Raw genomic sequence first — 24,949 nt, 5'->3', positions numbered from 1 at the left:
GGCGCAAAAAAAACGCCCTGCCAAAGGCAGGGCGTTCTCATTAACCGCTGATCACGTCATGGTTACGGCTGACGAGTTGTCCGCAGGTACGGCAGTTTGACATCAATATCGCCGAATTTGGCTTTTGCTTCCTCATCATTCAACGAAAGTGCCACGATAACATCCTGACCTGCGACCCAGTTGGCAGGTGTAGCAATCGGCGTCTGATAAGTCGCCTGCAATGCATCCAGTGCCCGCAGAACTTCAGCAAAGTTACGGCCGACCGACATCGGATAGGTCATGGACAGCTGCAGCTTTTTATCCGGGCTGAAGATAAAGACCACACGCACACTGGCAGAATCCGCAGCTGTACGACCATCCGGCAAATAGGCATCGGCAGGCAGCATGTCCAGTGCCTTGGATACGGCCAGATCATCATCCGCAATGATCGGGAAGCCGGCCGTTGCGCCAGAGAATTTCTCAATATCCGCTTTCCATTCAACATGCTCATCAACGCCGTCAACCGACAGGCCGATCACCTTGGTACCGCGCTTTTCCCACTCGGCCGAAAGCTGGGCCACAGCACCGAACTCGGTGGTGCAGACAGGTGTAAAATCCTTCGGGTGACTGAAAAGGATCGTCCAGTTGTCACCAATAAAGTCATGCAGCTTGAACTCGCCCAGATCGGTTTTCAGATCAAGGTTGGGTACGATGTCATTGATACGAAGCGCCATCTTTGGTTTCTCCAGTTGTCGTCCATCTATGCGCATCGGAGCCATTTGCTCCGTATTTGCGCCTCCACTGAGAACATAATCGACTAAGCTTATAACTTTTGGAAATTCATTTTCCCAATCAAGCCGATAGCCAAACCTCATTACAAGGCAACCACTATCCTACGTCAATCACGACAGCCTGTGCCAGACGGAATGTCACACCCCTGCTTTCGCCCGCCTGTTAGCGGTACAAACAGCATGGCCAATGCGTAGTCCGCACCGGCCAACACCTAATCAAAGCACGGTCTGCGCCACTTCTCTGGGTTGACGACGATAATTGAGTACACAGGACAACGCCGGCAGCAGAATCAGTGCACCCAACATGTTCAACAGGAACATGAAGGTCAGCAGAATACCCATGTCAGCCTGAAAGCGGATGGGCGAAAACACCCAAAGCACAACCCCGATGGCCAGTGTAAGCCCCGTAAACGCAACCGACTTGCCGGTAGTACGCAAAGTTTCCCAGTAGGCTTCAGGCAAGGCCATGCCCTGCTGCAGATAGGTATTCAAGCGCGACTGAATATAAATGCCATAGTCGACGCCAATGCCCACACCCAGTGCAATAACCGGCAGGGTTGCCACTTTGACCCCTATTCCGAGCCGCGCCATCAGCGCCTGGCATAGTAGAGAAGTCAGCGCCAGCGGCAGGATAATACAGGCCACCGTCCGCACCGACCTGAACGTCAACAGGCACAGCAGGCTGACAACACCGTACACCCACAACAGCATCTCGTACTGCGCATCCGCGATCACTTCGTTGGTGGCCGCTTCAAAGCCCGCATTCCCGGCCCCCATCAGAAACCGAATGTCATCCCGGTTATGACGCTCCGCAAAGTGATCAACTGCCTGCGCAACTCGCTGCAATGTAACGGCCTTGTGATCCTCAAGAAACAGGATAACCGGCAACAGTGAACAACTGGCATTCATCAGTCCCGAAGGCGCATACCGCAGCGAGGAGTTGATTACATACTGGTTGCGACTGACGCTGCGCCACTTCAAATTGCCCTCATTCAACCCGGCCGTGACACGCTCAGCCACATCGACTAGCGACAGACTGCTCTGCACGCCGGCAACGTCATTCATGAAGTACTGGAAACGATCCACCAGTTGCAGACTGTCAAAACGACTGCAGGACTCTTCCGGAGTCTTGACCATCACCACAAACACATCGCTTGAATTGCTGTAATGTGATGTAACAAACGCATTATCGCGGTTGTAACGAGAATCAGCCCGCAGCTCGGGCGCCCCGGCGCTCAAGTCGCCGATTTGCAGATCTCGACTAACAGTCCAGCCATACCAGGCCAACATCACGGCGATCCCGATGGCGATCAGGGCACCACGTGGACGTGAAAAACGTACCAAAGCCCGCCAGACGACAGCGCTGCTCTCGCGGCCATGACGCTCCTTGTGGATGGCCTTCTGGCCAATGCCAGCCCATGAAATCAGCAGAGGCAGCAGCAGCAGGTTAGTCGCCACAATCACCAGGACACCCAGTGCCGCCGCCACCGCCAAATCCTGAATCACCTGAATATCGATCACCATCAGGGTCACAAACCCCAGCCCGTCAGACAGCAAGGCCGTAAACCCGGCAATGAAAATCGTTCGGAACGCCTTGCGAGCTGCCGTCATTTTATCGGCCCCGGCAGCCGCTTCAATACGCACATTATTGACGATCTGAACCCCGTGGCTGACACCAATGGCAAATACCAGAAACGGAACCAACATTGAATAGGGGTCCAGGCCATACCCCAGCCAGCGTAACAGCCCCAGCTGCCAAATCACGGCCGTTAACGAGCACAGCAGCGGAATCAACGTACCCGCCAGACTGTGCGAATACAGGTACAGCAGTACCAGCGTAACCAGAAAGGCAATACCGAAAAATATCGCCACATACCCCGCTCCTTCAATCAGGTCGCCAACAATCTTGGCAAAACCGGTGACATGAATGGCGATTTGGTCCGACTGGTACCGCTCACGCACCAGAGTTTCCAGCTGCGCAGACAGCTGCTGGTAGTTCAACTTTTCACCCGTTTCAGGAATACGCTCGAACAGAGGCACCTCAATCAAGGCAGACCGAAAGTCATTGGCGACCAGACGTCCCAATTGGCCCGAACGCAAGATATTGATACGCAACTGTTCCAGCGCGGCAGGAGAGCCGTCGTAATCTTCGGGGATAACCGGACCACCGGCGAATCCCTCTTCCGTAACTTCAGTCCAGCGCACGTTCGGCGTCCAGATCGACTTCAGGGCCGAACGGTCAACACCGGGCAAAAAGAACAGTTCATCCGTAATCGCCTGCAGCTGTTGCTGGAACGATGCCTGTAAAATATCGCCCTCTTTCGCTGCAACAACCACGCGAATACTGTTACCCAGCCCGGCAAGATCATCACGGTGCTCCAGATAGTTGGCAACATACGGGTGAGAAGACGGAATCATTTTGACAAAACTGGCGTCGGGGCGGATCTGCACCGCCTGCCACCCCAATGCCAGAGTCAGGCAGGCAAACACCAGCGCCATCAGCCGGCGATAATCAAACAGCATATGCTCAATCAGGCGCTCACCGGACCTGATCGGTGCCAGCAGCCACTGGTCAATACGGCTCATTGCACATCTCCCTGTTTCAAGGCAATACGATGAACACCACCCTCACCGGTCAGCAACAAGTACTTATCCAGCAGCAGGCCGGCTGTAAAACCATCTCGAGAATTGGACTGCACCGGCGTAAAGCCTGATGCTTCTCGCCGCAGGACAGTACCGCCCAGCCCAAGCAGGTACACCTGCTCCCGGCGTACCACGGCAGCATTGAGAGATGCCGTGGTCGGTACCGGCTCCGACTGCCAGGTCAGACCATTGGTGGAGCTAAACAGGTGCCCACGCAGCCCCAGCAGATAAAGCCGGTCACTTTCCGCCAACCCGAAGAATGAGCCATCATAGGGCGACTCCAGTACTTGCCAGTTCGAACCCAGATCATCGCTGTACATCAGCAGCCCCGCCTCCCCGGCCAACAACAACCGACCGTTACGGCTTTGCAAGAGCGCATTCAGGTGTAAACGATCTGGATTGGTCAGACGGTGTCCAAGACTCTGCCAGCTGTTGCCGCCGTCCAGAGTACGAAACAGACTGCCATAGGCTCCGATGACAAAGCCTCGCTGTCCATCGAGAAAATGCAGATCCAGCAACGTAGGCATACCGCCTTCGTCCAGCGCAGCCAACACGTCATCCAGCTGCCACTGCAGGTTTTCCCGGCGCTCAGGATCATCGTATGTCCCTGTCGCCAGAACCTGCTCCAGTTCAGCCTTCTGCCATTGCAGCAGATCCGGCCCCGCAGCCTGCTGGCGCCAATGCTCACCACCATCATCCGTGCGCAGGATGACACCATCATGCCCCACGGCCCAGCCACGTGTCGGCGATATCATTTGAATCGCCGTAAGCAAGACCGACACCGGCACCTGAGCCTGCATCCAACTTTTCCCTTGGTCATCGGAATACAGAATACTGCCATGCTCACCCACCGCCAGAACACGCGGTCGTTGAGGTACGGCAACCAGGTCCAGCAATAGCCCCTGCTCGGCAACCAGGGAATGGTGCGAGGTCTGCTCGACACGGTCAAAAGTCGCCGTGGCCCACCCTGGCCGCCAAGGCGACAGAGACAGTGCCAGACACAGGAGGAATAACAGAATCTTGTGCATGAAGCCCCCGTTCTTGTTGTCATTATCGGGAGGCCGACCGGGCAGAAGAGACCGGTCGGTACCGGGTAGATCAAAGCGTCTCTCCCGGGAGCATTTGCTGCAATGGCAAAACACGCCTGAATCGCTGACATTCCACGTCAATCGTGCCGCAAAACAGGTGCTTGAGCGCTATGGTATCCTTTCCTTGGGCTCCAACAACTGCCGGTAAGCGTCACTGCGGCGATATTCGCCCGGCGTCATTCCGGTCCAACGTTTGAAAGAACGAAAGAAGGCCGAAGGATCATCAAACCCCATCAATTCGGCCACATCATTAATCGCCAGCTGCGGCGATCCCATGTAGTGCAACGCGGCCCGCTTGCGGCATTCATCCTTGATCGTCTGAAAGGATACATCCTCTTCCAGCAGGCGGCGCCTCAACGTCGAGACCGACAGGTTGAGTGCTGAGGCGATCTCTTCCGCACTGGGCAACGGACGACTGAAATCCTTGCCGATCAGGGCTTCCACCTGAGACGTCAACGAGGCATCGTCATTCACCATGGCGATCAGCTGATAGGGTGCCGTTTTCAGAAAACTGCGCAGGGTTTGTTCAGTCTGTACCAAGGGCTGATCCAGATACCGTGCGGCAAACACCATCGCGTTATCATGCTGATCAAAACGTACTTCCGAGCGGAACAACTTGTGATAAATCTCCACATCACCCGGCTCAGGGAAACTGAAATAGGCCGCCTTCAACTCCACCTGAGCCCCCAGCAACCAACTGATGAAGTGATGCCACATGGACAAGGAGGTCCTGATCCGTTCGGGGGCTTCATGCTCCAACAGGGTTTCCAGTGTCAGCCCTGAATGGTCGGTCGGCGCAAACGAAATCTTGGCGTATCGCCCCTTGCGCACCAGTACCGGTTTCACCTGAGCGCCCCGGCAGATTTCATGAAATGCGCTGGCCCGGTACACCGCCTTTTCCAGGGTTGTGCAATGGATGATCGCATGGCACATCATACGGAAGGTCCCGTTCGGCACCTTGCCTCCGCTGATCATGCCGAAATATTCATCCTGAGCGATGTACATCAAGCGTTGATACAAAGCCCCGAAACGTTCGGCGCTGATTTCCGCACATGTCTCGATTTCACTCGCATCGATCCCCACGGCCTGCAACAACTCATCTGTATCAAACCCCTGAGCCTGCGCCTGCTGAAGTAAATTCACAACGTAGCCTGATGGCACCATCACTGTGCGCTGTATCACTCTAGTCACCTGTTTTGTTCTTGTTGTGTACGTCAAACCTGCCTTGAATCTACTCCATTCGGACCACTTTTGTCAGTCAATCTGCACCGCATTGTCATTGAGAAGACCCTTCCAGCCAGAGAATATGCATATCAGGGATCAACCTGGGGCAAACGGGGCAGGCTGTAAAAAAACATCAAGTTTTCAGCGCATTACCCCGGCATGCTTCCAAGTGACCGAATCAGGATAAAAATAAAAACGTCTCGGTGAACGAAATGGAAATAAAAAACGGCACTTTCTTGCGCAATCTCGGGCAGGTACCCGGAATACGCCCCCCGGTTCTTGCCTTGCTGGTGACCGCGGCGCCGGCTGCCCATGCAATCCAATTCAACCTGGGTGAAGTCGAGGGACGCTTTGATTCCCAGCTTTCCTTCGGTGCCAGCTGGCGTCTGGAAAATCCCGACCCGGCCCTGATTTCAAGGCCCAATGGCGGTACCAGCGCGGGTTCAGGAAGCTACGATGACGGCAATCAGAACTTCGAACGCGGCAAAACATTCTCTAAGGTTTTCAAAGGGCTGCATGAGCTTGATCTGCGGTATGACAACGTCGGCTTCTTTGCGCGTGGCAAATACTGGTTTGATTTCGAGCTGGAAAACGAAGGTCGCCCACACGGACACGCACCCAACGGCTATCAACCCGGCAGTAAACTCAACGATGACGGATTCAATGATTATGCGCAGTTTTCCGGTGCGGAACTGCTGGACGCCTACCTCTATGGCAATTTCGATTTGGGCGGCGACGGGCAGCACCCGATGGATGTACGCCTTGGCCGCCAAGTCGTGAACTGGGGTGAAAGCGCATTCATTCAGGGAGGCATTAACAGCATCAACCCCATCGATGTCAGTGCCGTACGACGTCCCGGAGCCGAAGTTCGCGATGCTTTGTTGCCAACCAATCAGCTATTCGCCTCGCTGGGCCTGAACGAAAACCTGAGTCTGGAAGGCTTTTACCAGTTCCAGTGGGAGCCTACTGCCATTGATGGCTGCGGCACTTACTTTTCTACCAATGACTTTGCCGCCGAAGGCTGCGTCGGCATCCGTATTCCCTTGCCACTGACCGACCAGCAGTATTTCAACACCGCTTTTACCGGCCAGGCGCTGGGTTTTGACCCGGTCGTCTACCGACATCCCGACGGCCGTCGAGAAGCGGACGATGACGGCCAGTTTGGTCTCGCGCTGCGCTACTTCGCCGAAGAACTGAACAGCACCGAATTCGGCTTTTATTTTGCGCGCTACCACAGCCGCCTGCCCGTCACCAGCGGCGTGAATACCCCAATGTCATTGACCGAGCTGAAGATGATCGGACAACAGGCCGCTACACAGTACATCGTCAATCATGCTGCCAATCCCATGGCTCCAACCCCCGGTGAACTGGCAGCAGCGGCGACAGCCGGACAAGCCGCCGCCACTCAGGCCGGAACCGCTGGCGTATTCCAAAGCCGTTACTATATATCCTATCCGGAAGAGATCGACATGATCGGCCTGAGCTTCAACACCAACGTCGGTGACCTGGCCTGGTCCGGTGAGATATCCCATAAACGTGATGTACCCGTACAGGTCAACGGCCCCCTGCTGGTTGGTGCAATTCTGACTCAGTTTACCGGCGGAATCGGTAACACTGCTGCCGACCAGATGGTTGCCGGTGCAGGCCCCGGCGGCGAAGTGCAGGGCTACGGATTGTTTGATGTGACTCAAATGCAGACCAGTTTGGTCAGCATGCACAGCCAAGTCCTCGGCGCCAGTCGTATGGCACTGATCGGCGAACTGGGCTGGACACACGTGCACGGCCTGGACGAGGGTGTGAACGCACTGAAATATGGCCGTGCCGGCAACTTTGGCTACGCTGCCGGCGATGACGAAGGCTTCGTAACCCAGGACTCTCTGGGCTATGTCCTGCGTGCATCACTCACCTACCCCAATGCCTTTGCCGGTGCCAGCCTATCACCGGAAGTCAGCTTCCGGCACGGCGTTTACGGCAACGGCCCGGAACCGGGAGCGGCTTTCCGCGAAGATGAAAAAGCACTTGGCCTGACCCTGACTGCCGACTACATGAACCAGTACCGTGTGCAATTGGGTTACACCAACTTCTTTGGTGGCGACTACAACGCCATTGAAGACCGAGACTTCCTATCACTCAGTGCATCAGTATCCTTCTGATTCAGGTTGAGGAGACACAATAATGACTACATACTTTCCAACCACGATCGGCCTGCTTTCCCTGTCCGTCAGCCTTGCCGTTCAAGCTGCCGTACCCTCTGACCAGGCCGCTCGTCTGGGCCAGTCGTTAACCCCCGTCGGGGCCGAAGCACAAGGCAATGCCGAAGGAAGCATTCCGGCCTGGACCGGGGGACTGGCCAGGGATGATGCGCGCTACGCCAACCCTTTTGCCGATGAGCAACCTCTGTTCATCATCACAGCCGAGAATGTCGAGCAATATGCTGACCGACTTAGCCCGGGGCAACACGCCCTGTTCAAGCGTTATCCCGACAGTTTCCGCATGCCGGTTTACCCGACACATCGCACCGCAGCCTACCCTGACGCGGTGTATGAAAAGGCACGCAATAATGCACTGAAAACCGAACTGACCAACGACGGTAACGGGCTCAACAACTTTAATGAAACCATCGCATTCCCGATTCCACAAAACGGTCTGGAGGTAATCTGGAACCATATAACCCGCTATCGAGGCGGTGCTCTCGAGCGTACTTTTGTACAAGTACCCGTACAAAGCAACGGTAGTTTCACGCCGATTCGCATCAACGAAAAAAGCAGCTGGCCCGACTACCTGACCGACAAGGACAGCACCGACAAGGACAACATACTGCTTTACTTCGTACAGCAGGTTCAGGCCCCCGCCCGTCTGACCGGAGAAGTTCTGCTCGTCCACGAGACTCTGAATCAGGTCGAACAGCCCCGACAAGCCTGGACTTACAACGCGGGACAGCGCCGAGTACGCCGGGCGCCTCAGATCGCCTATGATGCACCCGGCACCGCCTCTGACGGGCAGCGTACAACCGATAATCTGGATATCTTCAATGGCGCCCCGGACCGATACAACTGGGAACTGATCGGCAAACAGGAGCTGTATATTCCCTATAACAGTTTCAAACTGGCTGACCGTAGCCTCAAGTACGATGATATTCTTCAGCCCGGCCACCTTAATCCCGAACACACCCGTTACGAGCTCCACCGTGTCTGGACCGTCGAAGCAACACTGAAGGACGACGAACGACACATTTACGGCAAGCGCGTGTTCTACATTGATGAAGACAGCTGGCAGATTGCCATAGCCGACCATTATGACACCCGGGACCAGCTCTGGCGCGTTGCCGAGGGACACGCCTTTCCCTACCGGGACGCGCTCGTCCCCTGGTACAGCGCAGAAGCTCTGTATGACCTGCAGTCAGGCCGGTACCTGGTCGGCAGCCTGACCAACGAAGAAGGACAAGGGTTCGACTTTACCCAACGTTTCAAATACAGCGACTTCACGCCACAGGCGATCCGTCGTCTGGGGCGTTAGCCGACTGTAGCCGCCTGTCGTCCAGCCGACAGGCGGTAGCTCGCAAATTACTTGGAATCCGGCGGATAGCCGTCATATCCGGGCAGGCTTTCCAACCCCCAAAGACTACCCCTGTAATGCCAACATCACTGACGCATCATCTGCTTCATCTGTTGACGCTGCTCATCAGTGAGCACGGCATTCATTTCTTTCCGCAGCTTCAGCGTCTCTTCCAGCATCTCATGCTGGTCTTGCTGAACCTTCCGGTGTGCATCCAGAACCTTGTCTCGATCAGGTATATCCTCCATCATGAGCTTCTGCAACTCGTTGTGGTGTTTCCACATTTCCTGCATCTGCCCTTGGTGCTGTTGCCAGAACATTTCATGCAGCTGTTTCATCTTCATCTGCTGCTGCTCATCCAGCTGTATACCATAGCCACCCTGTCCCGCCATCGGACACGGCATCATCCCCATACCACCCATCATGGGACTACCTGGCATCATCCCCATACCATAGCCCATCATGGAACCATACCCCGGCATCATGCCCATCCCATGGCCCATCATGGGGCCATACCCCGGCATCATGCCCTGACCGTGGGGCATGTCACCACGGACCGGCATGTGGTGATCAGCACTGGCAACGGATGGCAAACTCAGTGCCAAAGCCAGCGACACCATACCAAGGGATCGTGTGAACACTTTCATCATCATTACCTCACGTGTAAGTCGTAAATAAAATCAGCACATTCAGCATGGCAGAAGCTGGAGGTAGCGCAACTCGAACCGGAGCAGCAGCATGGTCCTGCCTGGGGCTCAAATCTGATCATAAGCTGTACAGTTGTTGCATCCTCATGAAAAAGAACGAAAAAACTTCAAAAAAGACTTGCGCGCCGAAAGTCCATCTATATAATACGCAGCACATCGAAGGACTATAGCTCAGTTGGTTAGAGCACCACCTTGACATGGTGGGGGTCGCTGGTTCGAATCCAGTTAGTCCTACCAAATTCTACAGCAAAAGCAGCCACTTACGGGTTAAGCCGAGTGGCTGCTTTTGTTTGTGCGTTTAAAACATGCTTTTGGGAAATGCTTGGGGAACAGCACTATAGGGCTTCGTACCGTCACTAGAGATCTGTGTACCAGGAGGTCTTGCGAAAAGATAAATACGGAAGCGATTATTCCCTGATTACAGCGTGTGTGGTTCCGCTCTATTGGAATGGTATAACAAGCGAACTGGAAACTGAGGGTTCTACCCTGTTACTGCGGACACTTCTGAAAAGAGGCACAATGTGCCAAAAAAGTGTTTATGACCCACCGCAGAAAACACAGCGCCGAGCTTAAGCGAGAGTCTGTTGCTTTTACCCGTCCACCGGGTGTCAGCTGTCGTCAGATCGCCTTAAAAATCTGTGTGACCCCAAACGTGTTGCCCCGCTGGCGGCGTGAAGCCTATGAGGCAACCGACAAGGCCTTCCAGGGATCCGGCTCCCCCAGAGATGAGGCATTGGCTCGTCTGAAGCGGGAGCTGGCCCGGGTCAATAGAGGAGCGCGATTTTTTGCGCGAAGCGGCTGTGTTCTTCGCCAAAAAGTCATCCCGAGATACCAGACCATCCAACACTGTCGCAATGATTTTCTGATACGATCAATGTGCTGATGACTGAAGGTATCGGCCAGTGGATATTACGCGTGGGCATCGAAACCCGCTTGATGTCAACGAATGACATCCAAGGCTGGCCGTGGAAACGGGGTAGAACCCTCTGGATTTTCAGCGTTTACGTGAACACTCAAAGTTGACACCATCTTCACCTTGAGTGATTAGTTTCTGATCGCTCAGCTCAACAATCAAGGAACGGTCTGCATCATCGGCAGGAAACATATCAGCCAACTCTGCAGCTCCCAGCTTGGAGTTGTTGGTAAGATTGGTTCCCTGAACGTGAGTTGTGGTTTCGAGGAGATAGCCGTCCTTAATCTCCCATTCCCCCTGAAGATCATACTGATTTGCCATAGCGACCATGCCGCCCACAGTGACTTTCAGGTTGCCAAGGCTACGAATAGTGCCGTTTGCGTTATACGACACATCAAAAATAGCTGAGATATGCGTACCTTCATCATTCTCTTCATGACTGCATGCCCAATTGCCATACAACATGGTTTCATCAATTGCGGCTGCCTGTACTGAGGCCGAGCAGACAGAAGCAAGTAATCCCGCAAGCAGAGTATTAACCGTTTTGTTGCAGCGATTCTGATAGTTAAACAAAGACATCTTTCTTTCCCTGAAGAACATTCAATAAAAGGGTTGATTACTAACGCTGGTTGACTGGGTGCACCCTGGAATAGATGTGCTACTCCTGATTAATCCCAGAGTGAGTGTTAAGGAATTGCAGGCCGTAATGTGGACCTTCTGCACCCTTGTGCTTCATCGTAGCGCAGATGGTAATAGAGCCTGGGGCTTTTACGCCAGCAAAATCATCGGCTTTTGGCGGTAAGTATTCTTGGGGAAATGGGGTGGACTTATTCGCAGCTTTGTTAGGCGGCTATGAGGCTTAGTCGTCAGGCCACTGTTCGTCCCGCCCAAAACCGAGACACCCCAGGCCCCAAAAAACGAGGGCTAATGACCCGCCGGTCATGACCCGGGCGACTCAGGGAGGGGCGATACATACGCATATTGCGCCGGGATAAACAGCTCAATCCGCACACCCTCTTTGGACGTAATCTTTAAGTCCGCGTGCATGTGTTCCGCTCGCTCGCGAATACCGAGCAGGCCAAAGCCACCGGTATGACTGGCTGCGGTATCACCCAGTCCTGCGCCATCATCTTCAATGATCATTCGAAGGCCCTTGGCCTCATCCTTCAATTTGACCAGGACGTAGGTCCCACCCGCGTGCTTAATGACATTTGACAGGGTTTCCTGGGCGATTCTGTACAGGTTCGACATCAACTCCCGGTGCAACGGACGCTCCTGATCAATATCAAATTCGACCGCGTAGTCCAATTGCTCGAGCAGCTTAACGGCCGGCAGCGATGTCAAACTGACACCCAAACCAAAATCGGTCAGCTCGAACGGCCTGAGGGTACGAATCCGGTTATATACGGTGTCATAAATGGAGTTGACCAACTCTATCGCCTGCTCCAGATTTTCCGGTGAGGCTTTACCTTTTCTCAACTCTTCGTAGTGCAGCTGAAGATTCATCTTGACGGCCACCAGTAGCTGAGCCATGTCATCATGCAATTCGTTGGACAGGCGCAAACGCTCACGTTCCTGAGCCTGAATCAGGTGCTGTAATATCTGACGCTTGTCGGCATTGTTTTGCGACAGCTTCAGGTTGAGTTCTTCCAGCTCGTCTTCTCGCGCCTTGAGGCAGTTCACAATGCTGACCACTTCTGCCCCGATCTGGTTAAACTCTTGGATATAGGTTTCGGGCCAACGCGTATGTCGATCCCGGTTAGCCAACCGGGTGAAGGTAATCAATTGCTGCAACTGTCGATCAACCGCGCCCGACAGCAAAAGAGCGATAACCAGCGAGCCTCCCAGCGCCAACAGGCACCCGTGGATCAGTGTTTCAATCAACACATCTTGTAGCTGAACCTGAGCCTCATCCGTCGATCGGAGGCCGATACGTATATTCTCGCCCAGTGGTGTTACACCGGCAGAAAAAGCGATTCTGGAGTCTTGCAGGGCTGCCGTGTTCTCGCTGCTGCGCTTGATCTCGACCAAAGGCTCATCAGCACTGAACAAGCCCAACATAACCAGCCCGTCGGCAGGTAGCAGCAGCTGATTCAACAGGAAACGGTTTTTTTTCAGGCGAATGCCAACCAGTATCTGACCTACAATCTTGCCACTGTCTTTCAAATCCAGTGGCTCGGAATAGACCGCCAGCCATTCGCCATCAACCTGCACCTGACGCCAACCATGCGAGGTAAAGCGACTGCCTTCTCGTACCAGGGACTCACAAGGCAATGCACTGAGCTCAGGGACATAGCTGCGCGACAGAGAACAATGCTCATCCTCAAACAGGGACGTCACGACAAAATCGTAGTGAATATTCTCATACCCTTCTTCCCAACGTGTCAGGCTGGCATTGAATCCGTCATTATCACCGGCATACAATGCTTCAACTCGTTCTGCGCTGGCACTGATGGCATGAGCCTCTTCTTCCACCAGGCGGATATATTCATTGAAACGCTGCAGATAGCGTTCGGCCAAGGCCAGGCTATATCCTTCAGCCTGCTGCTCAATGACCTGTTTTGAGCCGACAAAGGCACTGCCTACAAAAACCGTCAAAAACACCAGAGACGAAGCCAGTGCCAACAGGAACGTCAGCAGTTTGAATCGTGGTTTATTGGGCATCCGCTCTCCCGGAATATCGGTGCGCTTCCAGTTCATACCGTCGAATATCATCCGCTGTCATCTTGTCATCCAAAACCACAAAACGCCCCGAAAATACTTTAGGGACCGGCAGCCCCAGCAGGTCACGCCCAATACCCTCAGCAATGGCGATACCGGCTTCGTCACTCAGACGCATCAAGACCACCGGCAACTCACCCGAGCGTAACCGCTGAATCTCTTCGGGGCCGCCTCCCCAGCCATTTACCAGTACATCGTTGCGCTCTAATTGCTGCAGGGCACCCAAAGCACCTAGCGCCACATCGGTAGAACAGGCATAGATGTAATCCAGATCGGGGTGCTCGGCAAGCATGCGCAAGGCGGCATCACGCCCACCATCCAGACTGGAATCGGAGTAATAGCCACTCAGCAGACGATGAGCGGCAGGCACCGCATTTACAAACCCGGCCCCTCGCATCTGACTGACCAATCCTTTGCTGCGAAACAGTACGCCGTAGCTGGCATCCGGCAAGCGCCGGGCAAAATGCTCTGCCAGCAGACGCCCGCCATCCATATGGTCAAAGCCGACGTACATAAAGGGCTGACGTTGCTCCCAGGCCTTCAACGGCGTCGTGATATTTTGCAGAATCAGCCGCGTGTCCGTATTCTGCATCAGACGCTCAACCAGCAGTTTCTGGCGCGGTGAATCCAGGGTATAAATCAGATAATCCGGCTCCCAGTCCAGCAATTCCCGAATTTGACGGATCTGCGCTTCCAGTTGAGTATTGGGACTGGTCGAGCGCGTTTCCAGCTGATATTCGATCCCCAACTCTTCCAGCCGCCCCACCATGGCCTGCTCACTATCTGACCAGTAACTGGAAGCCTGCACTCCCGGATACACCTGAGCGATTTTAACCGGCCGCTTCTGAACGCCGCGCACCAGTGGCACAGCGTTGCCGCGTACAGCTTCTTCCAATTCGTTCAGCCAGAGGCGCTGCTCGGCATGGCGGTTGTAATACTCATCCAGAGTCCAATAGTCACCGAGCCCGGCAGCAGTTGCCGTACTCATACTGGTCACCAGCAAGACAGCAAGCAATAATTGATGCACCAGACTCCCCGCCTGCGGACATCCTCTCTGTTGCGTGCTTTTCATCCTTAAAATCCTTTCCCTGTTCAACCCTGTCCGTTATGCGCGAATGAAGAAGATGGCCGTCATCACCAAGCCGACAAATACCACAAAAGCCTTAACCCAAAGTGTCGGCAAAAGCCGCGACAATGCAGCGCCCTGATATCCGCCCAGAGTCGCCGCCAACATCATGACCACGGCTTCAACCCAAAGCACCTTACCTGCGATGGCGAACGCCACGACCGAAATCAGCGAAATCACGAACGAAATCCAGTTTTTCAAGCCATTCATCAACAACATGCTGGTCATGCCAGCGGCAGCAAACATCGCCAACAGCATGATACCCAGCCCACCATTAAAATAGCCTCCATACACCGCCACGACAAACAACCCCGGCAGCAATGGCAATGGGTGGTCACTTTTTCGAATCAATCCCATCAGGCGCTGCCCAAACGCAAACATCAGCGTCGCCAACAGCAACAAGAGCGGCACGACCTGTGAAAACAATTCGGCTGGCGTTACCAATAGCAGCAGCCCGCCACAGAGCCCCCCAGCCAACCCGACTACCGACATCTGCACATGCTGACGCCGGCTCATTTCGCTCAATTCGCGTTTGAAACCCGCCGCACCACCTAAATAGCCTGGTAATACGGCTACTGCACTGGTTGCATTAGCCGTTATAGGCGGCACGCCGGTCCACACCAGTACCGGAAAGGTCAGAAAAGACCCTCCTCCGGCAATCGCGTTCAGCACCCCCGCCAGGTACCCGGCAGCTATCAGTACAATCCATTCCAGCATACTCCCTCCCGACTCCTGTCGATTCGCAACGGCGAATCAGCCACTGTGTTTCAGCCGTTCCAGCTCATCACGATAGGCTGCGGCTTTTTCAAACTCCAGATTCTTGGCCGCTTCATACATTTGATCTTCCAATCGATTGATCGCCCGAGTCAATTCTGCCGGGCTCAACGCTGCTGCATCAACGGTATAATCCGCTTCCGGCTCAGCCACTTTGCGTACCGCACCCCGCCCTTTCCGACCAGGCACCTGCTGAGCCCCCTCCATGATATCGGCAACCGATTTTCGAATTCCCTGCGGCGTAATTCCATGCTCGACATTAAAGGCCATCTGTTTTTCGCGTCGGCGTTCGGTTTCTGTCAAGGCGCGCTGCATGGAGCCGGTAATTCTGTCAGCATACAGAATGGCGCGTCCGTTGACGTTACGTGCTGCACGTCCAATAGTCTGAATCATGGACGTATCCGAGCGCAGGAACCCTTCCTTATCGGCGTCCAAAATGGCAACCAGCGCTACCTCCGGCATGTCGATACCTTCACGCAACAGGTTGATCCCGACCAGCACATCGAATTCGCCGATTCTGAGGTCGCGAATGATCTCGACCCGCTCCACCGTATCGATATCGGAGTGCAAATAACGCACTCGCACATCATGTTCCGCCAGATATTCAGTCAAGTCCTCCGCCATTCGCTTCGTCAACACCGTAACGACAATTCGCTCCTTGCGTACTACAACCCGGTTGATTTCAGCCAGCAGATCATCCACCTGGGTGCTGGCGGGCCGCACTTCTACCACCGGGTCAACCAGCCCAGTCGGACGCACTACCTGCTCGGCAACAGCCTGTGCATGCGCCGCCTCATACTTGCCCGGCGTCGCCGAGACAAAAATCATTTGCGGTGCAATGCGCTCCCATTCATCGAATTTCATGGGCCGGTTATCCAGCGCCGAAGGCAAACGAAAGCCGTATTCGACCAGCGTTTCCTTGCGGGAGCGGTCGCCCTTGTACATGGCGCCGATCTGCGGCACGGTCACGTGGGATTCATCAATCACCAGCAGGGCTTCATCCGGCAGGTAGTCAAACAAGGTCGGCGGCGCAGCCCCCGGATCCCGACCGGACAGATAGCGTGAATAGTTCTCGATTCCCGAGCAGTAACCCAACTCAAGAATCATTTCGATGTCATACAGCGTGCGCTGTTCCAGGCGCTGAGCTTCCACCAGTTTGTTATTGTCACGCAGCTGCTCGAGCCGCTGCTGCAACTCGTCCTTGATATGTTCCGTCGCCTCCAGCAATGTTTCGCGTGGCGTGACATAGTGGGTTTTCGGGTAGATGGTGGCACGCGGCACCTTGCGCAGCACTTCACCGGTCAAGGGATCAAACCAGGCAATCTGGTCAACCTCGTCGCCGAACAATTCGATACGGATCGCTTCTTTTTCGGATTCCGCCGGAAAAACATCAATCACATCCCCCCGCACCCGATAGGTGCCACGGTGAAACTCGACATCATTACGGGTGTACTGTAATTCGGCCAGACGCCGTAGCAGATCCCGCTGATCGATCACATCGCCCCGATCCAGGTGCAGCATCATGGACAGGTAGGATTGCGGATCACCCAAACCGTAAATAGCTGATACCGTTGCCACGATAATCGCGTCATCGCGCTCCAGCAGCGCCTTGGTTGCCGAGAGTCGCATCTGTTCGATGTGGTCGTTGATCGAGGCGTCCTTCTCAATGAAGGTGTCAGACGCAGGTACATAGGCTTCAGGCTGGTAGTAATCGTAGTAGGAAACGAAATACTCCACCGCGTTATCGGGGAAAAACTCGCGAAACTCGCCGTACAACTGGGCCGCCAGCGTTTTGTTGTGCGCCATGATGATCGTCGGCCGCTGTACCGCTGCCACCACGTTTGCGATGGTGAAGGTTTTGCCCGAACCCGTTACGCCCAACAGTGTTTGTGCCGACAATCCCGACTCCAGCCCATCGACCAGCGTTTCGATCGCCTTGGGCTGATCGCCTGCCGGAGCAAAAGCCGACTGTACCTTGAACCTCTGTTTCATGACTCCACCACTCGCCTCGCTGACCGGCCAGTATACCCCGACTGAAGTCCCGCAATAAATTGTTCCGCCAATGGATCTGTCATCTTGCGGCCGCTTTTTTAACATAAGGGCATTCAGACCCGATCATTTATGCTGTATGCTCTTTTGGCTATATGCATTGATGGACACCTTGCACCGATTTATAGAGAGGACCAAGGCTTGGACGTGCAGCTTTCCAACCGCGTTAACAGCATCAAACCTTCCCCCACCCTGGCAGTGACCAACCGTGCTGCCGTGCTGCGTGCTGAAGGTAAAGACATTATCGGCCTGGGTGCCGGCGAACCCGATTTCGACACCCCCGAACACATCAAGGCCGCAGCTACCAAGGCCATTCAGGACGGTTTCACCAAATACACGGCCGTCGATGGTACTCCTGCATTGAAGCAGGCGATTATCGCCAAATTCGAGCGCGAGAACGGCTTCACCTACGAAGCCAACCAGATTCTGGTCTCCAGCGGCGGCAAACAGAGCTTCTTCAATCTGTCACTGGCTCTGCTGAACCCCGGGGATGAAGTGGTCATTCCGGCACCCTACTGGGTCTCCTACCCGGACATGGTACTGGTTGCCGAAGGCAAGCCGGTTATCATCACCACTACTCAGGAACAGCGTTTCAAAATTACGCCTGAGCAGCTGGACGCCGCCATCACCGACAAGACACGTCTGGTGGTACTGAACAGCCCCTCCAACCCGTCAGGCGTGGCCTACACGCTGGAAGAGCTGAAAGCGCTGGGCGAGGTTCTGAAAAAGTACCCGAACGTTCTGGTCGCAACCGATGACATGTACGAGCACATCCTATTCACCGGGCAGCCGTTCGTTAACATTCTGAATGCCTGCCCGGAACTGTATGAGCGCACCATCGTACTGAACGGTGTTTCCAAGGCCTATTCCATGACCGGCTGGCGTATCGGCTACGCGGCAGGACCGGCCAAGCTGATCGGGGCCATGAAGAAAATCCAGTCTCAGAGCACCTCCAACCCGAACTCCATTGCTCAGGTTGCTGCTCAGGCTGCACTGGACGGCCCTCAGGACTGCATCGAAATGATGGTTAACGCGTTCAAACAGCGCCATGACTATGTCGTCAAGTCACTGAACGAGATTGAAGGCGTGAACTGCATCGAAGCGGACGGTACCTTCTATGCGTTCCCCAGCTTCCATCAGGTCATCGAATCTCGCCCCGAATTCGAAGACGATATCGCTCTGGCCGAATTCCTGTTGCAGGAAGCAGGAGTCGCACTGGTGCCCGGCTCAGCCTTCGGCGCTCCCGGCAACATGCGACTCTCGTTCGCTACCAGCCTGAGCGTACTGGAAGCCGCCATCGAGCGAATCAAGGCAGCTCTGGAAAAGTAACCCCCCATACGCCCCGGTCCGACCGGGGCGTTTTCTTTCCGCTACAGACAGTCCAGCCATGAAAACCCGTGCCCTGACCCAACTCCTCTCAAACACCTCAGCCCCTGCTCTGCTGTTGAAAGAAAACAGCGTGCAATGGACCAATCCGGCTTTTGATGCCCTGCCCAAGGACGATCGTCATCAGGTCGAACACTGGGGGCAGGACGAATCCGCCGGCATTCTGATCTGCGCCGGCACCCTGTTTGAGCGCCTGATCGCCGGCGACCATACTCTGGTGATCGCCAGTGGACATCGTGCCGCCCAACAGCAACGCCAGTTGATGCAGGCACTGATCCCGCAGCTGCAACAAGGCGCAAACCCGTTTTTCGCTTTACCCAAAATCCTGTGCGAATTGCTGGGCTGGAATTCATCCGCCGCCTGCACCCGCCTCAATACAGAACAGATTGCCCTGGTCGGTCACTGGCACAACCAGGCACAACATTCACCCCGGACACTTGAACTGAGTGCCAGCCTGGCCGCCCCACTCTACGCAGGTCATACCAGTACCCCCCAGGTACAGGAATGGAATCAGACCACAACCGATCCTCTCCTGCCCGAAAAGGGCATCTGGCTGGGCCAATCCGTACAGGATGCAGAAGGCACCATTGTTGGCCATCTGGCCTTGTGGGACACCGAGCCCCAAACCAGCCTCGCTGACAGTATCCACCTGTTACAACTCAGCGCCGACCTGGTCGGAGCCTGGCTTCCGCCCAAACCGGCCGACGAAGAGCCCCAGACTTTCAGCACCGATCCACTGACCCACCTGCTTCAGCGTGACGCACTTGACCATGCGCTGATCCGCAGCGAAAAACAGCATCCCGAGCACGACTACCTGCTGGCACTGATTGATATCGACGGTCTCTCTCAGATCAATCACGAACTGGGGCAACAGGAAGGCGACCGCATCCTGTGCACCTTTGCTGCCAAACTGCAGCAGATCTGCCGCCCCAACGATCAGATCTTTCGCTTTGGCGGTGACGAGTTCGTCCTGTTGATTCCGGTCGGCAAACAGCCCCCACCTCTGGCAAAGCGTCTGGACCAAATCAACCGCAGCATGGCTGAACAACTGAAGTTGCCCTTCCATGCCAGCGCGGGCCTTGCCCTGATGAGCGAAGTGCACGGCAACAGTGATGAACTCATGTTGCTGACCAACAGCCGCCTGCAACAAACCAAGGCACAGAATTAAGGTCTCACACCACGCCAATTTAATATTGAACCGATCGTTCCAATCAGGCAAAATAGCCGCTTTCTAGAATGATCGGTTCAATTTAATGAGCAGAGGCAGACCGCCTACCCACAGCCGCGAATCTCTACTGGATATCGGAAATTCCCTGTTCCAGCTGCATGGTTACCACGGCACCAGCCTGAGCATGATTCTTGAAGCCTGCACCGTGTCACGCGGGTCTTTCTACAACTACTTTGGTGGCAAGGAAGCATTCGCCATTGAAGTAATTGCACATTACCAGGCGCTCGAGTTTGACCATTGGCAGGAAGAATATGCCACTCTTGAAGGTTTGCACTCCCAGAAATTGAGAGTCATGATGGAGCGATTGGTCGAAGATCTCGACATAACCCACGAGCGCGTAGGCTGTCTGCTGGCCAATTTGTCTGGCGAAATGGCACTCGCCTCGGACAATTTCCGCGCCGCTATCCGTCAGGCCATCAACCGCATCCTGGACTCCATCCGGGATGACATGCGAGTCTGCCAGGCGGAAGGCAGCGTCCGTACTGATCTTACGGCAGACCAGCTGGCACAGCTGATCTGGGATTACTGGCAGGGCGCACTGTTACGCATGAAAGTTGAAAACGACCGTGCCCCACTGTACCAAGCCATCGATATGCTCTGGCAGCACCTGCTGCCACCCAATAGCCACTAGAAATACAACTTTAAGAGCCCGACATGAAAAAAGGAATTCTCATTATCTGCCTGGCCGGACTGCTCGCTAGCCAAACAGTGCTGGCTGAAGACAGCCAAGCCGCCGGGCTGCCCGCTGAGGTCGTTCGCGTTCAACCTTCAACACTGGAACATTCCCTGACCGCCATCGGCGTACTTCAAGCCAACGAAACCGTCATGATCCGTCCTGAACAGAGTGGCCGCATCAGCGAAATTCTGTTTACCGAAGGTGAACAGATCAACGCCAACAGCCCTCTGTTCAAGCTTGACAGTGCCCTGTACGACGCCGCTTTGGCCCAGGCTCAGGCGCGCGCGCGCCTGAGCAAACTGGAATATGAACGCGCCGCCAGCCTGCTGGAAAAACGCGTCGGCTCACGTACCGATCATGATGCCAAAATGGCCCAGTTGCGCGTGGATGAAGCCGAGGTTGCACTGGCCCGTACCCGCTTGGAAAAAATGACCATACGTGCGCCTTTCTCCGGCACTGCCGGTCTGCGTCTGGTCAGCCCCGGCGATTTTGTGGCCATCGGCCAGGATCTGGTCGAACTCACCGACATGTCCACCCTGAAAGTGGAGTTCAGCGTCCCCGAACGCGACCTGCAACGGCTGAGCAATGGTCAGGCCATCACCCTCAATATCGATGCTTTGGGCGGCCAACAGGTGCAGGGCAACATCTATGCCATTTCACCCAGTGCCAACCCCAATAGCCACAATATCAGTGTGCGGGCACGAGTACCCAATACCGAGGGCCTGCTCCGCCCCGGTCTTTTTGCCCGCGTCAGCATTACCACTGAGCGTAATGATCAGGCTCTGATCGTACCCGAACAGGCTCTGATTCTGCAGGGTGCGCAAACGCTGATCATGCAGGTTACGGAAAGCAACCAGGTCGAACTGGTGCCTGTCACCACCGGCAGCCGCCGCTACGGCGAAGTACAAATTCTGTCCGGCCTGGAACCCGGTGCCGTTGTCGTAACGGCCGGTCACATGAAATTGCATCCCGGTATGCCCGTAACACCCATCTTCCCTCAACCGGTCGCACCCGAGGGTAACGGCGCATGATCCTGTCCGATATCAGCATTAAACGCCCGGTGTTGGCCAGCGTGATGAGCATTCTCATCCTGCTGGTCGGCCTGATCGCCTACGACCGCCTGAGCGTCCGTGAATACCCCAAAATTGATGTCCCGGTCGTTTCCGTAGAAACGGTCTATCCCGGTGCCAGCGCCTCGATCATTGAGTCGCAGGTCACCAAGATCATTGAAGACTCGCTCTCCGGCATCGAAGGCATCGACTTTATAAGCTCGATCAGCCGCTCTGAAAAAAGCCAGATATCGGTCACCTTCCGCCTCGAGCGAGATCCCGATGACGCCGCCAGCGAAGTCCGTGACCGTGTCGGGCGTGTGCGTGGCAAGCTGCCGGATGATATCGAGGAACCGGTGGTCGCCAAATCCGAAGCCGATGCCCAGCCGATCATGTGGATCGCGCTTTCGTCCGACAGCCATACCACCATGGAGGTCACCGATTACGCGGAAAACCGAGTCAAGGACCCGCTGCAGACTGTTCCCGGCGTCGCCAGCGTGATGATTGTTGGTGAGCGCCGCTACGCCATGCGCATCTGGCTGGACCCCCAAAAAATGGCGGCCCACAATGTCGTGCCTCAGGATATCGAAGCCGCTTTGCGGTCACAGAACGTCGAAATCCCGGCCGGACGCATTGAAAGTCGCGAGCGCGAATTTACTGTCCTCGCCCAGACCGATCTGAATACCGCTCCCGAGTTTGAGCAGATCATCATCCGCAACGACAACGGTTACCCGGTACGCGTAATTGATGTTGCCCGTGTCGAAGTTGCCCCTGCTGCCGAGCGCAATACCGCGCGTTTCAATGGCAATAACGCCGTTGCTCTAGGGGTAGTGAAGCAGTCCACGGCCAACCCCTTGGACGTTTCGGCAGGCATACGCGAAATGCTCGTCCAAATTGAACAGAACCTGCCACCGGGCATGGAAGCACAGATAGGGTATGACTCCTCTCTGTTTATCGAAGAATCGATCGACTCCGTATTCACGACACTCTGGCAAGCCGGCATTCTGGTTGTTCTGGTTATCTTTTTCTTCCTGCGCAACCTCAAGGCTACGCTCATTCCGGTGCTGACCATCCCGCTATCGTTGATCGGTGCCTTCGCAATGATGATGTTGATGGATTTTTCCATCAACACGCTGACCCTGCTGGCCCTGGTGCTTGCCATTGGCCTGGTGGTGGATGATGCCATCGTTATGCTGGAGAATATCTATCGCCACGTAGAAGCCGGACTGGACCCGATTCAGGCCGCATTCAAAGGCGCGCGAGAAATCGGCTTTGCTGTGATTGCCACCACTGCAACACTGGTGGCCGTATTCGTCCCTGTCGCCTTTTCTACCGGGCGCACCGGCAAGCTGTTTACCGAGTTCGCCCTTACGTTGGCAGGCTCGGTGGTGGTATCGACTTTTATCGCTCTTTCACTTTCGCCGATGCTCAGTTCCAGACTGCTGCATCATGAGAAACGCCACAGTGCCGTTTTCAACCTGATCGAAAGCTGGCTCAACGGGATCAGTGCCATTTACCAGCGCCTGCTGGCCAGGGTCCTGCGCTCCCGCCTGCTGGCAATCATTCTGCTGGGCACCAGTGCCATCGGAGCGGTGTACTTCTATCAGCAACTGCCGCAGGAACTGGCCCCGACCGAAGACCGCGGCACCATCATGACCTTTTCCATTTCACCGGAAGGCTCATCGGTCGGATATGTCGATCGCTACGCCCGGCAAGTGGAAAACATCGTTGGCCAAGTGCCGGAAGGCATGTATTACTTCGGAGTCGTCGGCTTCCCCAGCGAAACCAACTCGCTTACCTTCCTTCGTCTGCAAGACTGGGATGATCGCACACGCAAGCAACAGTCGATTACCGACAGCCTGACACCACAGCTGTACGGTGGTGTTACAGGTAATATGAGCTTTGCCATGAACCCGCCCTCATTGGGACAGAGTATCATCTCGCGCCCGGTCGAGTTTATCGTCAAGACAACGGCCGACTACGACCAGCTGGCAATCATAACCGATAAAATGCTGGCCAAAATGGCTGAAAATCCGGGGCTTGCACAGCCGGATACAGACCTGAAACTGAACAAGCCTGAACTGTTGGTCACGCTCAACCGCGACAAGGTGTCCAGCGTCGGCATTGACGTTAATACCATTGGCCGCACCCTTGAAACTTTCATGGCAGGCCGCGAGTTGACACGCTATAAGCAGCAGGGTGAACAGTACGATGTCATCCTGAAAATCGAGGACCGTTTCCGCCAGATCCCCGGAGATCTCAGCAACGCCTACGTGCGCGGCAACCAGGGCGAAATGATCCAGCTGGCCAATCTGGTCAGCATTGAGGAGAGCATTACGGCCAAAGAGCTGAACCATTTTGACAAGCTCAAGGCCGTGAAAATCCAGGCGATGCTCGCCCCCGGCTACAGCCTGGGCGAAGCACTGAGCTTCATGGAAGAAAGCCTCCAGGAAGTCGCCCCGGATGCACTCTACGACTATGCTGGTCAGTCACGCGAGTTCAAGGAATCCAGCAACACCCTGCAGATGACATTCGGTCTCGCACTGATTTTCATCTTCCTGGTGCTGTCGGCGCAGTTCGAGAGTTTTAAAAACCCACTGATCATCATGCTGTCGGTTCCCCCGGCGCTGGCAGGCGCCCTCATGGCGCTCTACTACAGCGGCGGCTCACTGAGCATCTACAGCCAGATCGGCCTGATTACACTGGTCGGCCTGGTGACCAAGCACGGCATTTTGATTATTGAGTTTGCCAACCAGCTACAGGACCGTGGCACCGCATTGGGTGACGCAATTGTAGAGGCTGCAGCACTGCGCCTGCGCCCCATTCTGATGACCACCGGAGCCACCGTTCTCGGCGCTCTACCCTTGGCCATCGCGTTTGGTGCTGGCGCCGAATCCCGACAGCAAATTGGCTGGGTTATCGTGGGCGGCATGCTCCTGGGCACCTTGCTGACCCTGTTTGTCATTCCAACAGTCTATAGTTATTTCGGTAAACGCAACTTCCGTCAGGTCGAGCCTGATCCTGCACATCGATAAAGGAA

At 55.1% G+C, this 24,949-nt stretch carries 17 protein-coding genes, 1 tRNA gene and 1 pseudogene; 9 read left to right on the top strand and 10 right to left on the bottom strand.

The window, feature by feature from the left end:
• Positions 1-62: 62 nt before the first annotated feature.
• From H1S06_RS07520 to H1S06_RS07505, 4 genes are all read right to left on the bottom strand, one after another.
• The gene (locus H1S06_RS07520) at positions 63-713 is read right to left on the bottom strand and encodes a peroxiredoxin (protein WP_181738808.1); all 651 of its coding nucleotides are present in this window, start codon (positions 711-713) and stop codon (positions 63-65) included.
• 273 nt (positions 714-986) lie between these two features.
• A complete protein-coding gene (locus H1S06_RS07515; RefSeq protein ID WP_181738806.1) occupies positions 987-3,356 on the bottom strand; it encodes an efflux RND transporter permease subunit in 2,370 nt (789 codons plus the stop codon).
• Positions 3,353-4,441, bottom strand: a complete 1,089-nt coding sequence (locus H1S06_RS07510) for a WD40/YVTN/BNR-like repeat-containing protein (RefSeq protein ID WP_181738804.1) — start codon at positions 4,439-4,441, stop codon at positions 3,353-3,355. Before H1S06_RS07510 ends, H1S06_RS07515 begins: the two co-directional genes overlap by 4 nt.
• Before the next feature lie 168 nt (positions 4,442-4,609).
• The gene (locus tag H1S06_RS07505; RefSeq protein ID WP_181738966.1) at positions 4,610-5,665 is read right to left on the bottom strand and encodes an AraC family transcriptional regulator; all 1,056 of its coding nucleotides are present in this window, start codon (positions 5,663-5,665) and stop codon (positions 4,610-4,612) included.
• Between the two features lie 272 nt (positions 5,666-5,937).
• On the opposite strand from H1S06_RS07505, the gene H1S06_RS07500 reads away from it, so the two are divergent.
• Positions 5,938-7,878: a DUF1302 domain-containing protein gene (locus H1S06_RS07500; protein ID WP_220183802.1), complete on the top strand. Its 1,941-nt coding sequence runs from the start codon at positions 5,938-5,940 to the stop codon at positions 7,876-7,878.
• 22 nt (positions 7,879-7,900) lie between these two features.
• Positions 7,901-9,241, top strand: a complete 1,341-nt coding sequence (locus tag H1S06_RS07495) for a DUF1329 domain-containing protein (RefSeq protein ID WP_181738800.1) — start codon at positions 7,901-7,903, stop codon at positions 9,239-9,241.
• A gap of 125 nt (positions 9,242-9,366) precedes the next feature.
• Here H1S06_RS07495 and H1S06_RS15720 read toward each other — a convergent pair whose 3' ends face one another.
• Positions 9,367-9,921: a Spy/CpxP family protein refolding chaperone gene (locus H1S06_RS15720; RefSeq protein WP_220183801.1), complete on the bottom strand. Its 555-nt coding sequence runs from the start codon at positions 9,919-9,921 to the stop codon at positions 9,367-9,369.
• A gap of 226 nt (positions 9,922-10,147) precedes the next feature.
• On the opposite strand from H1S06_RS15720, the gene H1S06_RS07485 reads away from it, so the two are divergent.
• Together H1S06_RS07485 and H1S06_RS07480 are read left to right on the top strand one after the other, a co-directional pair.
• Positions 10,148-10,224, top strand: a tRNA-Val gene (locus H1S06_RS07485).
• 301 nt (positions 10,225-10,525) lie between these two features.
• Positions 10,526-10,867 (top strand): annotated as a pseudogene (locus tag H1S06_RS07480) (transposase); the annotation flags it as partial.
• A gap of 114 nt (positions 10,868-10,981) precedes the next feature.
• Here the strand turns inward: H1S06_RS07480 and H1S06_RS07475 are convergent.
• From H1S06_RS07475 to uvrB, 5 genes are all read right to left on the bottom strand, one after another.
• On the bottom strand, positions 10,982-11,479 hold the full coding sequence (locus tag H1S06_RS07475; protein ID WP_181738793.1) for a hypothetical protein: 498 nt from the start codon (positions 11,477-11,479) through the stop codon (positions 10,982-10,984).
• Positions 11,480-11,839: 360 nt separating this feature from the next.
• Positions 11,840-13,600 carry a sensor histidine kinase gene (locus H1S06_RS07470; RefSeq protein WP_181738791.1) on the bottom strand — a complete coding sequence of 587 codons (1,761 nt, stop codon included), beginning with the start codon at positions 13,598-13,600 and terminating at the stop codon, positions 11,840-11,842.
• Positions 13,554-14,693 carry a substrate-binding domain-containing protein gene (locus H1S06_RS07465; protein WP_181738789.1) on the bottom strand — a complete coding sequence of 380 codons (1,140 nt, stop codon included), beginning with the start codon at positions 14,691-14,693 and terminating at the stop codon, positions 13,554-13,556. The genes H1S06_RS07470 and H1S06_RS07465 overlap by 47 nt, the downstream gene beginning before the upstream one ends.
• Positions 14,694-14,726: 33 nt before the next feature.
• Entirely contained in the window at positions 14,727-15,464 is a 738-nt protein-coding gene (locus H1S06_RS07460; RefSeq protein WP_181738787.1) for a sulfite exporter TauE/SafE family protein, read from the bottom strand.
• 36 nt (positions 15,465-15,500) lie between these two features.
• Positions 15,501-17,513 (bottom strand): excinuclease ABC subunit UvrB, encoded by a 2,013-nt coding sequence (gene uvrB, locus H1S06_RS07455; protein WP_181738785.1) that lies wholly within the window; start codon positions 17,511-17,513, stop codon positions 15,501-15,503.
• A 198-nt stretch (positions 17,514-17,711) separates the two neighbouring features.
• Between uvrB and H1S06_RS07450 the strand changes: the two genes are divergently transcribed.
• From H1S06_RS07450 to H1S06_RS07430, 5 genes are all read left to right on the top strand, one after another.
• Complete coding sequence (locus H1S06_RS07450; protein WP_181738783.1) at positions 17,712-18,899, top strand: pyridoxal phosphate-dependent aminotransferase; 1,188 nt, start codon at positions 17,712-17,714, stop codon at positions 18,897-18,899.
• Positions 18,900-18,957: 58 nt separating this feature from the next.
• Positions 18,958-20,124 carry a GGDEF domain-containing protein gene (locus H1S06_RS07445; protein WP_181738781.1) on the top strand — a complete coding sequence of 389 codons (1,167 nt, stop codon included), beginning with the start codon at positions 18,958-18,960 and terminating at the stop codon, positions 20,122-20,124.
• A gap of 85 nt (positions 20,125-20,209) precedes the next feature.
• Entirely contained in the window at positions 20,210-20,815 is a 606-nt protein-coding gene (locus tag H1S06_RS07440) for a TetR/AcrR family transcriptional regulator (protein ID WP_181738779.1), read from the top strand.
• Positions 20,816-20,838: 23 nt separating this feature from the next.
• Positions 20,839-21,891 (top strand): efflux RND transporter periplasmic adaptor subunit, encoded by a 1,053-nt coding sequence (locus H1S06_RS07435; RefSeq protein WP_181738777.1) that lies wholly within the window; start codon positions 20,839-20,841, stop codon positions 21,889-21,891.
• Positions 21,888-24,944 carry an efflux RND transporter permease subunit gene (locus H1S06_RS07430; protein ID WP_181738775.1) on the top strand — a complete coding sequence of 1,019 codons (3,057 nt, stop codon included), beginning with the start codon at positions 21,888-21,890 and terminating at the stop codon, positions 24,942-24,944. Before H1S06_RS07435 ends, H1S06_RS07430 begins: the two co-directional genes overlap by 4 nt.
• Positions 24,945-24,949 lie beyond the last annotated feature (5 nt).

This window comes from Marinobacterium marinum, from assembly GCF_013868415.1.
GTDB classification, from domain to species: Bacteria; Pseudomonadota; Gammaproteobacteria; order Pseudomonadales; family Balneatricaceae; genus Marinobacterium; species Marinobacterium marinum.
This window is presented reverse-complemented; position numbering and strand designations above follow the sequence as displayed.